At 38.2% G+C, this 12,667-nt stretch carries 8 protein-coding genes and 1 pseudogene; 5 read left to right on the top strand and 4 right to left on the bottom strand.

The annotated features are described in order from the left end of the window. Positions 1–129 precede the first annotated feature (129 nt). The 4 genes from QZ265_RS06435 (at position 130) to cobA (ending at position 8,349) form a co-directional block, all read left to right on the top strand. Positions 130–2,496, top strand: coding sequence for a bifunctional protein-serine/threonine kinase/phosphatase (locus tag QZ265_RS06435; protein ID WP_296404536.1), 2,367 nt, complete (start codon positions 130–132; stop codon positions 2,494–2,496). Positions 2,497–2,590: 94 nt separating this feature from the next. Next, complete coding sequence (locus QZ265_RS06430; RefSeq protein ID WP_296404534.1) at positions 2,591–4,075, top strand: FAD-dependent oxidoreductase; 1,485 nt, start codon at positions 2,591–2,593, stop codon at positions 4,073–4,075. Between the two features lie 51 nt (positions 4,076–4,126). After that, on the top strand, positions 4,127–7,231 hold the full coding sequence (locus QZ265_RS06425) for a nitrate reductase (RefSeq protein ID WP_296404532.1): 3,105 nt from the start codon (positions 4,127–4,129) through the stop codon (positions 7,229–7,231). 170 nt (positions 7,232–7,401) lie between these two features. Then, the gene (gene cobA / locus QZ265_RS06420; protein WP_296404531.1) at positions 7,402–8,349 is read left to right on the top strand and encodes a uroporphyrinogen-III C-methyltransferase; all 948 of its coding nucleotides are present in this window, start codon (positions 7,402–7,404) and stop codon (positions 8,347–8,349) included. Positions 8,350–8,452: 103 nt separating this feature from the next. Here cobA and QZ265_RS06415 read toward each other — a convergent pair whose 3' ends face one another. The 4 genes from QZ265_RS06415 to QZ265_RS06400 all read right to left on the bottom strand — a co-directional run bounded on the left by QZ265_RS06415 (position 8,453) and on the right by QZ265_RS06400 (position 11,704). Further along, positions 8,453–8,839, bottom strand: a complete 387-nt coding sequence (locus QZ265_RS06415; RefSeq protein ID WP_296404529.1) for a hypothetical protein — start codon at positions 8,837–8,839, stop codon at positions 8,453–8,455. A 172-nt stretch (positions 8,840–9,011) separates the two neighbouring features. After that, positions 9,012–10,424: an aspartate ammonia-lyase gene (locus QZ265_RS06410; protein WP_296404528.1), complete on the bottom strand. Its 1,413-nt coding sequence runs from the start codon at positions 10,422–10,424 to the stop codon at positions 9,012–9,014. Positions 10,425–10,629: 205 nt separating this feature from the next. Continuing rightward, entirely contained in the window at positions 10,630–10,989 is a 360-nt protein-coding gene (locus tag QZ265_RS06405; protein WP_296404527.1) for an AzlD domain-containing protein, read from the bottom strand. After that, positions 10,979–11,704, bottom strand: a complete 726-nt coding sequence (locus tag QZ265_RS06400) for an AzlC family ABC transporter permease (protein ID WP_296404525.1) — start codon at positions 11,702–11,704, stop codon at positions 10,979–10,981. The genes QZ265_RS06405 and QZ265_RS06400 overlap by 11 nt, the downstream gene beginning before the upstream one ends. A gap of 279 nt (positions 11,705–11,983) precedes the next feature. Between QZ265_RS06400 and QZ265_RS06395 the strand changes: the two are divergent. Beyond that, a pseudogene (locus QZ265_RS06395) lies at positions 11,984–12,607 on the top strand (SLC13 family permease); the annotation flags it as partial. Positions 12,608–12,667 lie beyond the last annotated feature (60 nt).

Raw genomic sequence — 12,667 nt, 5'->3', positions numbered from 1 at the left:
TTTAAATTGATATAACACATTAATATCGTTTAAATGTTCAAATATTAATTATAAGAGGAATATAGCTTTGACTTTGGCTTTATTCCTCTTTATTGGTTTAGTCACTACTATTTAACAAAAGGAATTTATGTGGATAATCAAGCAATTAAAAAGGAAAAAAATTTAATTTCTTTTAATGTGGATGAAAATAAAATTTTAAAAAAACCAAAGGCAGATGTTAATCAAAGTCACCTACGAACTAATTTGTCTACTTGGTGGCTTGATTTTTATACGACAGCTGGCCGTAAGAGTGAGAATCAAGATAGCTTAATGGTAACAACCTGTTTACTTGATTATGTAGCACATAAACAACGCGATAAAGTCGAATTAAAAAATTTAAAAACTCAGCAGATTAACGAATCCCAAGACATAGCAAATATAAACTCAGATAAACAAAATAATTCTAATTTTAATATTAATTCTAATATTCATCAAAGCACCTCAAGCAATACTGCAAATAAAAAGTTAACGCTAAAACCTGATCAGCTTCCTGTGTTAGCAGTATTAGCTGATGGCGTAAGTGCCTGCCAATTTCCGAAGCAAGCCAGCGCATTGGCGATTGAGACAGTGACTAAAAACATTATTAAAGGTCTTAATCATATCTATCGTCAAGCTGTCACTGAAAAACAGCAAATCGAAGAGCATCTGCTAAAGCAAATATTTGACGATGAAAGTGTGGCCGGTATTATTAAGTCAGCAATTGTTAAAGCCAATGATTCAATGTATTTTTCACAGTCCTATCAACGTGTTGCTCCATTATTATCAACACTGTCAGGGGTTTTATGTATTGGAGATAGAGTGCATTTATTTCATACTGGTGACTCAAGAATTTATCGTCTGAGTAAAGACAGTACGGTGGTACTTAGCGAAGATCATCGTATTCATCACGGTCAGGACAAAGGAGCATTATCAGCAGCTCTTGGTGCTGACACCAGCGTTGATCTACAGCAAACCGTGTTTACCTTGCACCAGAATGAATATTTGGCGCTGATGACAGATGGCGTCTATGAACATATAGATCCCATAGAGATGCAGTTTGAGTTCAGCGCAGCGGCAACTCAATTGGAAAATACCCCCAATTGGCATGATTTAAAGCATTGGGATTTAAGTCAGCATCTTTGTCAACAAGCCTATGCCGAAGGCAGTAATGACAATCTGAGTATTATCATGCTTGGCATGGGTCTTACAATAATTAATACCAATAAAAACGTGCCAAATAAGACAAGTTTTGGCAACTCAATCGGCAACTCAATCGACAACTCAATCGACAACTCAATGGACAACATAACTGGTAACGATATGACTCAAAATAGTGATGGAACACTAAGCGAAGATATTGATGAATCAGATAATGAAATAATCAAAGAGTCGACTCAATACAAACTACCTACAGGTCTTGAGATTGGAGACAGTATCGATGGTTTTGAGGTAACAAAAATTATAGCAAGGACGGCTAGAAGTGAAGTTTACTTAGTCCAAGACAGCTTAGGTCATGAGTATGTCTTAAAATCACCTAGCTTAAGAACTGTGGATGATGGAGAGTATCTACGTAGCTTTTTAAAGGAGCGTAAAATTGGGCTGAGTCTGTCAAAAAACAAGCGTGCCGGTGAATCAGCTTATAACCAGACCAACCCCAATTTAATACAACAGGCTCAACCCGATTTAATGGCCAAAAGTAGGACTGGATATTCTGTACAAGTCACCTCAACATCAATAGGTGGTTCTGCTTTAGGGGAGTCGGGTTTGCTTCGTTATTATCCAGTACCAGCTAGCTCCAAATATTTATATCATTTGACTGAGTATATAGAAGGGGAGAGTCTTAGAGCTTTTATGGAACGAAATGGTCCTAGTGATGTGTGGCAGACTCACGATCTATTGACCAAAATTGGCATGGCAGTACGGGTTATGCATCGCAACTATCTACTGCATCAAGATATTAAACCTGAAAATATCTTATTAACAAAGTCTGGAGCAGTCAAGCTTATAGACTTTGGATCAGTAGCTTCCTCAATTCTTAAAGACAATACACGACCTCCATTAGGAGACTTACATTATGCTGCACCAGAATACTACACAGATGAGCCTAAAGGGGTGCATTCCGATTTATTTTCGATAGCCGTTATAGGTTTTGAGCTACTCACAGGTAGTCGTCCTTTTACCTCTCAAATGCTAATGTCAGCTTCTGATAACCTTGTTGTGCCTGCCAATCTATTACGTCAAAAACAAGTTCCAGCCACCAGTCAGCAAGCTTTACTACGCGCACTTCATCGAAATACGAAAGTTCGTCAACAGGCCATTGGCGAGTTCTTACAGGATTTCAATCCAGATTTTAACGCATCATTAACTGATCCTGAACCGCTTATCAAGAGAAATCCCTTATTGGTATGGCACAGTATTTGCTTTATTCAAGCTATAGTTATTATTTTTTTAATGGTTAAGTTTTTACCCACCCTCTAATTCGATGCGTTTACGTTAATCATCTAAGACACTGGGTTAATAAAATAATAGGTAACGATTAATTCAATCGCCGCTTAAGTGGCTAAGGTCTCTCATGCCAGCTTCCAAAAATGCTAGCCCAATTAAAATCTCATCAACCACAAAACCTGAATGTAGAGATAATTCAGCAGAGGATGTTGTTATAGTTGGAGCAGGTATGGCAGGCAGTCGCTTAGCCATTAAATTAGCCACTGTTTGGCAACAAAACCAAAATGACACCAACGGCAATAAAAACCCGAAAATTACCTTAATTAGTAAAGAGTCTGAAGTAGGCTATAACCGTATCATGCTATCTCCCGTACTAGCCGGGGAGACCTCATTTGAAAACACTTATCTATATGATAAAAGCGATTATGAAAAGTTAGGGATTCACGTTATAGCCGGAGTAGGTGTCGATAAAATAGATACCATTAATCAGAAGTTGTCATTAGATAATGGTACGACGCTTGAATATAGCAAGCTGGTCATTGCCACTGGATCTATAGCCCGCGTTATCCCATTTCCTAATCATCAAGCTAAGGGCGTCCACGTTTTTCGTGATGTGGCTGATGTGGCTTTATTATGTGAATATGCGAAACAAGGTAAGACGGGCTTGGTGATAGGCGGAGGCGTGTTGGGCTTGGAGGCTGCTTGTGCTTTATCATCACAGGGCGCTAAGATGACGGTTATACATGTTGATGATTATGTGCTAAATCGTCAACTAGATCTACCCGCTTCATTGATGTTACAACAGGAGCTTGCCAAACGCAACGTAGGTTTGGCGCTTTCTGCAGCAACGACCACTATTGAGGTAAACGATGCCAATGAAGTTGTGGGACTTAGTTTAAAAGATGGTCGTACTATAGCGGCTGATTTTATAGTGATGGCTGTAGGTATTATTCCGAATATTAAGTTGGCGGCTGAAAGTGGCATTAATGTCAATCGAGCCATTGTTGTAGATGAAAATATGCATACCAGTTGTCCTAATGTCTATGCAATTGGAGAATGTGTTGAAATCAATGATGAATTATTTGGCATGGTGTCTTCAGTAAATCAACACGTAGAGAGCTTGATTCAAGTTTTAACTCATCCTGAATTGGAATCAAATTGGGCGCCTTTTGTCAGTGTACCTTTGGCTTTGAAACTTAAAGTATCGGGTATTGCCGTATTTTCGTCGGGTCAAATTGACTTTAATGAGCAAAAGTTGCCATTAACTGAGCAGATTGTATATAGAAACATTGAGGATAATCAATACCACTGCTTGTTTGTAAAAGAAAACCATTTAATTGGGGCGGTATTGTATGGAGAAACTGGTGATGGTACTTTTTATAGTAAGCTGATTAACGACCAAGTTGATATTTCAAGCTTTAAACAAGATTTGATATTTGGTGCCGCCTATTGTCAGTCACAACTCGAAGAGCAGACTATGGATAATCATGCTCTAAGTCCAGTAAATGCTGATAAAGAGATGAATTTGCTACAAAGCGTGATTGAAGCGGTTGATGCTAAAGATATTGAGCCTGGGACTCGTATTAATTCTACTAATGATGAAGTGGCATAATTAAATAGAGTTTTTAATGGTTAAATAATAAAAGTTTTATTAAGAGATATTATGCTAAATAGTGAGAATATTATCAAAAACATTCAGACCAATTTCGTTGAACTAACCCCTAGTCTTGATCAAATCAAGACTTTATTCCTCGATAGTGATAATGTGGTTAGCGCTGAATTTAACGGGTCTATACAGACGGTGCGTACCACTTGTCCCTATTGTGGTGTGGGTTGTGGGGTATTGGCCAGTTTTGATAATGCTTCCAGAAAAGTTACCGTTAAAGGTGATCCTGAACATCCAGCAAATTTTGGCAAATTATGTTCAAAGGGTAGCAACCTTGCTGAAACCTTGGGTGTAGAACGTCGATTAACCCATCCTTATTATCAAGATAAACACACTTCAATGAATGGCACGTCCTCAGATTTGTCTTTAAAAGCCTCATCAACATTGTCATATAACGATGCAATGCGTAAAGAAGCAGACTGGGATACAGTGCTTGATGATGTGGCCAATCGATTAGGTCGTACCATAAAAGAGCATGGTCCCGAAAGCGTGATGTTTTATGTGTCGGGGCAACTGTTGACTGAAGACTATTATGTGGCCAATAAGTTCATGAAAGGCTTTATTGGTAGCAACAATATTGACTCAAATTCTCGATTATGTATGTCATCGGCGGTGGCAGGACATAAAAGGGCGTTCGGAGCAGATTTGGTTCCGGGCAGCTATACCGATTTTGAAGACTGCGATTTGTTGGTATTGATTGGCTCTAACATGGCTTGGTGTCACCCGATATTATTTGGCCGATTTTTAAAAGCCAAGCAAGAAAATCCAAATAAAAAATTAATTGTTATAGACCCTAGACGCACGGACTCATGCGAATTCGCAGATCTACACCTGCCACTAGCCCCTGGTACGGATACCCATTTATATAACGGTTTACTTAAATATCTAAATGAAAATGGTCATAAAGATGATGTATACGCGTCAAAGTGTGAAGGTTTAGAGGACGCAGTGGCTGCCGCTGAACTGTGGAGCCTTCAAGAAGTGGCTAAAGCAACTGATTTGTCTGTGGAACAGGTTGAGCAGTTTTATGAGCTTGTCGCTGCAACTAACAAGACGGTTTCTGCATTTAGTATGGGGGTCAATCAATCGAGTAGTGGTACTGATAAAGTTAATGCCATCATTAATAGTCATTTATTGACAGGACGTGTAGGCAAACCTGGCGCTAGTCCTTTTTCATTAACTGGTCAGCCTAATGCTATGGGCGGGCGTGAAGTAGGGGCCTTATCTAACTTATTGGCGGGTCATTTAGAGTTAGATAATGCAGAGCATCGTCAAACAGTCTCTGATTTTTGGAAGTCTAGTCAGCCTATTGATACTAAAACCGGTATCAAAGCTTGCGATGCTGCTGATGCCATCTTATCAGGAAAAGTAAAAGCCATTTGGATCGTGGCTACAAATCCAGTGGTTAGTTTGCCAGAAGCTGATAAATTTAAAAAAGCCTTAACAGAGTGCGATTTAGTCATTGTCTCTGAGTGTTCAAAAGACAGTGATACCATACGCTGCGCCGATATAGTCTTGCCAGCACAGGGCTGGAGTGAAAAGTCTGGTACAGTGACCAATTCAGAACGCCGAATCTCACGTCAGCGCAGTATTGTGCCTGCCGTGGGTGAATCAAAACCTGATTGGTGGATATTTTCACAAGTAGCAAAACGCATGGGATTTGAAGGCTTTGATTATAATGCTCCTAGTGAGATTTTTTTGGAACATGCTACTTTAACCAGTTATCAAAATGCTAAATACCCTCGCCATTTGGATTTATTAACTGAGCTAGTCAAACACAATCAACCTTATGAGTCTATGCAGCCGTTACAATGGGGTAGTAAACATATTGATGTTGTTGATCCTAATTTTAAGCATAAAGCGCCACGTCTAATTGCGATTACACCGCCCAAACAAGCCGGCGCTGTTAATAAGTTTAATTCGATAGGAAAGCTTAATAAACCAGCCAGTTATAATACGAGTCTTAATTTGCGTTTGATTACCGGCAGATTGCGTGATCAATGGCATACCATGACTCGAACGGCGTTAGCGCCTAAGTTGAATCAACAACAAGCTGTACCTACTTTAACCTTGCATCCTAAAGCGGCTGAAAAGTTGGGTGTCATTAGTGATGACTTTGTATGTATCACGCCAGAAATAGCCTTTGATACGGACGCTTCACAAGTATTGGCACAAGTTGAAATTAGTGATGAGGTTCGTATAGGCGATGCTTTTATGCCTATGCACTGGAGTGATGCATTTGCTAATTTAGCCAGAGTAGGCACGTTAATTCCTACTAAAGTTGACCCTATCTCTTCACAACCTGAGCTCAAGAACTCAGCCATAACCGTCATGCCCGTTAATATAACTTCATTTGGCCGTATTTTAGTTCATTCAGATTGGCTTGATGCAGTAGGGTTTCAATTACGTCGAATATCTTCACAACAAGACAAAGCAGGTATGCCAAAACTTATATGGAGTATCAGTCGCCAACAAGACAGTGTGCTAATCAATTTAGCCTCAGGTAGTGACTCTCTAGGCATTGAATGGTTAACCCTTGAATATTGGCAGAACTTTGTTGAATTGATTGCTACCTTCAATAAGTCTCAATCAATTCATAAAGAGGCACTCTTAACTAGTTTTGAAACTAAAAGAACTCAAAATAGCAGCACCGACGATATTAAATCAATAAATAGCAGTGTGATGATTAATCAGTCTGATAAACAGTTACGCTTTGTGGTTCGTGAAAAGTCAGAAACTAATGCTATTGATAGTGCTCAAGAAAAGTTACTTATGGCAATTTATATAGCACCGAAACTAGATCAACTGCCAAGTATTCATTGGTTAAATAGTTGCTTTGCAGATATGAGTTCAGTGCCTTCCGTCAAATGGCTACTGGCAGGAAGACCGGCAAGTGGTTATGTGGATCCAGGCCCATTGGTCTGCGCGTGTATGGGAGTGGGTGCAAATACCATCATTGAGGCCATAACCTCCAATGGGTGTGAAGATGCTATTGCGGTCGGTAAAATATGTCAAGCAGGCACTAATTGTGGCTCTTGTGTGGGACAGATTAATGAATTGATTAAAACGCATAGTGTGGTTAAAGAAGCCGCATTGCTTTAAGGATAAATCATATTTGGCTTAAGGTTTTATAGCTTCATTTATAGATATGGTTATTTATACAAAATTGTTTTGTATAAAAATGACTTACTAGAAAATCAATATGGCATGCTAGTTGCATCAAATTAAGTATTAGTAGTACTTTATTGTAAGATGCCAGGAGCATACCCAGCATGACCAAGGTTATAAATTTAAACGTTACCTCTTTAAAATCTGATTTTACAATTATATCAGAACATAAGCCGAATGATTTTTCAAAACAAGCAAAAAGAGGCGCAGTATATTTGGTAGGTGCAGGATCTGGAGATCCCGAATTATTAACCTTAAAAGCTTATCGCGTTATGCAACAAGCAGATGTCGTACTTTACGATAGCTTAGTGTCAGAAGATATTTTAGACATGTGTCATTCAAAAGCTATCAAAGTATTCGTTGGTAAACGCTGTAACAATCACGCTATGCCTCAAGAAGATATTAATCAACTGTTGGTGACATATGCTCAGGCTGGTAATTGCGTAGTACGATTAAAAGGCGGCGATCCCTTTATTTTTGGACGAGGTGGTGAAGAGTTGCAGATCGTGGTTGATAACGGTGTCTATTTTGAATCGATACCTGGGATTACCGCTGCTAGTGCCGCTTCGAGTAGTACCGGCATTCCGCTTACTCACAGACAATGTGCACAGTCTGTAAAATTTGTGACCGCATTTAAAAAGACCAATTGTCCAAATCAAGACTATAGTGAAATGTTAGATCCGTCTCAAACGGTCGTGTTGTATATGGGGCTGAATCGCTTGGCCAAACTTACTGAAGGTTTAATTGAAGCTGGACGCGACAAAGATACACCTTTTGCTTTAGTGAGCCATGCTAGCCTACCAACGCAACAAGTTTTGATTGGTACTTTACAAGATATTGCTTCAAAGCAAGCAATAGCAAAACTACCCACACCTGCTTTATTGATAATGGGTGATGTGGTAAATATGCATCAACAATTAAGCCAGTTTAATTTAGCTGATCAAAAAGTACAAAGTAGATTTATAGCCGAGCAAAATGAGATAAAAACTAGAATTAATTTTGAAATAGACTGTAATAAGTTGGATGCTGAAGGTGATTTAGTTTTAATTTAAGTGGGTTATAGTTAAAAAGATTAGATAAAAGGAGAGGCGTATTTATGCCTCTCTTTTTTATTTTACTACTATTAACTTAAGTTCAGTTATATCGTATAGGTTATCATTTAGTAAAGCTGGCATAGCAAGTTTGCAATGATTTAGCGACAACTTTCGTCACTAGTTGCGCACGATACTGAGGATCAATAGCGGCATTGGTCATATCTACAACGGTTATTTGTTGAGGTGCTTGCTCGCTAACACAGCCACAAATTTTAGTTTTTGCGGTTTCTTCTTGCTCTGAATTCATAGCCACACGTGCAATACGCCAAGCGTTTTGTTTTTCAAGTTCATTACGGCATTGAGTATCCACCGCCGTTTTAAAGATATTCATACCCACATTGGTTGCGGTACCAACAGCATTTCCGGTGTTAGCTGTAGTCCCTGTAGTACTACAGCCTGTTAAGGCAAATGAAGTCATTAGCGCTGAAACTGCTAAGATTTTTTTCATGAATCTATCCTTTAAGGGTTTAAAAATAATAAACTGAAAATAAAAATTAATAAAATTTGGCTGATTAAAAAATAGAAGTTTAGCAGTATATAGTTTGAGTGCATACTAATTTTTAAACTATCACATTCTGTATACTTATCGACTCTACACTCTACAATCTACACACTACAGATTAAGCTTGATGCTTTAACAAGGGATATACCATATTTTCAGGAGAGATAATTTCATCTAAAGTCTTTTGATCCATTAGTTTTTCAGCTAAAACTATATTATAAATACTACCACCACTTTCTTGAGCTTTTTTAGCAATACGAGTCGATACTTCATACCCTAAATGTGGGTTTAAAGCAGTGACTAGACCAATATTACTCAATACTTGCTCACGGCAATAATGTTCATTCATTTCTATGCCGTCAATACAGCGAGTGGCAAATGTCTCACAAATATTACTCAGCATGACAATACCTGTAAAAAGGTTGAAAGCCATAACAGGTTCAAACACGTTCAGCTGTAACTGACCACCCTCCGAGGCCATAGCGATAGTATGGTCGATGCCCATAATATGAAAACACGCTTGGTTCACCACTTCGGGGATAACGGGATTTACTTTACCTGGCATGATTGAGCTACCAGGCTGCATTTGCGGGATACGATATTGACCTAAACCGGCACGAGGGCCTGATGACTGTAGCCTAATATCATTAGCAATTTTTGATAAACGGGTGGCTAATAGACGCAAGTTACCAGATAAAGCCACGTAAGCACTAGTATCTTGAGTGGCCTGTACTAAGTCTTTGGAAGTATAGAAAGGTTTACCAGTTAAATCTCTCAATACTTTGGCACAAGTTTCAGGGTAATTAGAAGGGGCATTAAGACCAGTACCAATTGCTGTGGCACCCATGTTAATTTCATACAATAATTCACGGAAGTCTTCTATAAGCTTTCTCTCAGCTTTTATCATGGTAGCAAAGGCATTGAATTCTTGACCTGCTGTCATAGGCACTGCATCTTGCAAATGAGTACGGCCCATCTTTAATCGATCGCCTAACTCTTCTTTTTTATTCAAAAAACTATTAATTAGCACGTCCATTTTGCCTAATAGACGTTGGCAATAAAAATCTAAAGCAAGTTTTAAGGCAGTAGGGTAGGAGTCGTTTGTAGACTGAGATAAGTTAACATGATTATTAGGGTGTAAATATTGATACTCCCCTTTTTTATGACCCATAATTTCTAATGCACGATTGGCGATGACTTCATTAACGTTCATATTAGTGGAAGTGCCGGCACCGCCTTGGAACATATCTATAATAAATTGATCGTGGTATTTGTCTGCGATTAAATCGTCACATGCACTAACAATTGCGTCTTTTATTTTGTCTTCTAACACACCAACTTTATAGTTGCTAATCGCTGCCGCTTTTTTTACGGTAGCAAATGCTCGAATGAATGGTGAGAATTGGTATAAACGAACCTTACTTATATTGAAGTTCTCATACGCACGTAGGGTTTGAATACCGTAATAAGCATCAGCAGGGATTTCACGTTCACCAAGTAAATCATGTTCAACTCTAGTAGATGAATTCATATCGTTTTATTCCTATTATTAAATCTAGCAGTTTCAAATCTCATGCCATAGCAAAGCTTTTGTAGCATTCATAGTCGATCAAATACTTTTGCTGTCTTTGTATAAATAAACCTTATTAATCGCTTGGAACCCAAAGACTGACATGGTTTATGACAAATTATGGAATTAAAAGATTAAGTCAGGCGAGTTTATGATGGGTTGCATATTATCCAAATAAGTTTGAAAATACCCATAATAATCCATTAATGGCTGCAATACCGGCAATCATACTAACCAACAGCTGACGGCTGATATGATAAATAAACAATACTAGTAACAGTGCACCAATTTGTGCCATTAATAGCTGTAATTCGCCACTGTGAACTGATGTATTCGTCGATATATCTTTATAAGATAGGCTAGTTAAAATTAATAACACCATTACTGATAATGGCAGACTTTCATTTAATCTATGTAGCCAAGGTGTATCTAGTAATTTTTTTGGTATCAAAACTGGTAAAGCTCGAGTAATAAAAGTAACGCCGGCCATAGCTAACGTTACTATAATGAGATAACTACTGCTCATTATTATCATTCCTCATATTAACCTGCACCCAGAACCCACGTATTAGGATTAACACCAGACATAAAGTGATAGCCAACAACAGTAGCCAATTAACAGTAAAAAATGATGCTATTGCCAATGAAATCATGGCGATGAATATTGGAAAAAAACGCTTAATACTTTGAAATTGCTCATAAGCCAATATCGCAAATAAACAAACTAGGGCAAAATCTAAATGCGGTACTAAGTCGCCAAGCTGACTGCCAATCATGACACCTATAATGCTTGCAACCACCCACCACATTTGATTAAAAAAACTGACAGGTAGCATTAATTGTTTACGAGAATGATTAGGTATGCTTGTCAACACTGAAAAGGTTTCATCAGTTAAGGCAAACAAGCAGTAAGTTTTAACCAGTTTATTTTGCGGTAAAAACTGCAATAAGGGCATGGCATAGAATACATGTCTTAGATTTATAGCGGCAATATTAGTTGCTACACTTCCGATAGGCATTCCCGCGCTTAACATGGGTAGACAGGCATATTGAGCAGCGCCTGCATACAGCAACACGCTTAACATAATGGTTGCCCAAATAGGGAGACCTGCAATTTGAGCCAGAACGCCAAAAGCGATACCAGCTGGAAGATATCCTATAGCAACTGGAAGACTTTTTTTGAATCCTGCTGACCAGTCATGGTGCGGTAAATTATGATGATGTTTTATATCACTACTCACAATGCTTCCTACCTAAAGTTAACTAATAGTTAATGTGAATAAAGGGGCAAGACATATTATATTCAATGCTGCTTGGTTTAAAATTATTGCCAATATAAATGCATTGCGATTATAAAAATATAAATGTTAAAAGATTGACCTTGATAAGTATTGTCAAAACATTAAAAGTTATATTATTTAACAAAACTTAATTGTTTAATGAATTTTATAAACAATTTATTTACAATTTATAAATACATCAAACAAATCTGGTTATTAACGTCTGTTGCTGCGCCAGATATTCCTTGGACGCGTCCTAGAATATTAACCATAATTGTATTTATATTGACGGTGCTGGCGTGGCTGTTCAGTAAGAAAATTGGTGCTGCTTTTGATCTGTCTAAAACCGATACACTTATTGCATTAAGTGCTGCTGTTGCGGTTGTTAGTTTAGGTTTGGTATCTTGGAAACAGGTATCTGATAATACAGATTGGGGTGTATTAATGCTCTTTGGTGGTGGTATTGCCCTCTCGAATATACTTAAAATTTCAGGTGCTTCAATTGTAATGGGTGAAACGGTGGCTCATGCTTTAGCAACTGCACCAATGTTCTTGATTCTATTATCTATGGCAGCTTTTATTATATTCCTAACGGAGTTTGCCTCAAACACAGCTTCAGCAGCATTATTGGTACCTATTTTTGTGGCAATAGCAGAGCAGATGGGCATTCCTACAGAAGTTTTAGTATTAATAATTGGTATTGGTGCATCATGTGCCTTTATGCTACCTGTTGCTACACCGCCGAATGCTATTGTATTTGGCACAGGGTTAATCAAGCAGTCCGAAATGGTGCGAGTTGGCGTCGTTCTTAATATAATAGCGTCAGTCGTAGTGGCTTGTTGGGCCTATTTTATCTTATTATGAGTCTTGTTATAAATGGCACTATTTACAACTTTCAAAATAATGTACTAAAAAAAATAAGCC

This window comes from Psychrobacter sp., assembly GCF_018260395.1.
Taxonomy (GTDB): Bacteria; Pseudomonadota; Gammaproteobacteria; order Pseudomonadales; family Moraxellaceae; genus Psychrobacter.
Note: the sequence above shows the minus strand (reverse complement) of the source record. Positions and strands in the feature narration are given on the sequence as shown.

Coding starts and splice junctions, on each gene's coding strand:
- QZ265_RS06430 (WP_296404534.1), top strand. CDS start 2,591: ATGCCAGCTTCCAAAAATGCTAGCCCAATTAAAATCTCATCAACCACA.
- QZ265_RS06425 (WP_296404532.1), top strand. CDS start 4,127: ATGCTAAATAGTGAGAATATTATCAAAAACATTCAGACCAATTTCGTT.
- cobA (WP_296404531.1), top strand. CDS start 7,402: ATGACCAAGGTTATAAATTTAAACGTTACCTCTTTAAAATCTGATTTT.
- QZ265_RS06415 (WP_296404529.1), bottom strand. CDS start 8,839: ATGAAAAAAATCTTAGCAGTTTCAGCGCTAATGACTTCATTTGCCTTA.
- QZ265_RS06410 (WP_296404528.1), bottom strand. CDS start 10,424: ATGAATTCATCTACTAGAGTTGAACATGATTTACTTGGTGAACGTGAA.
- QZ265_RS06405 (WP_296404527.1), bottom strand. CDS start 10,989: ATGAGCAGTAGTTATCTCATTATAGTAACGTTAGCTATGGCCGGCGTT.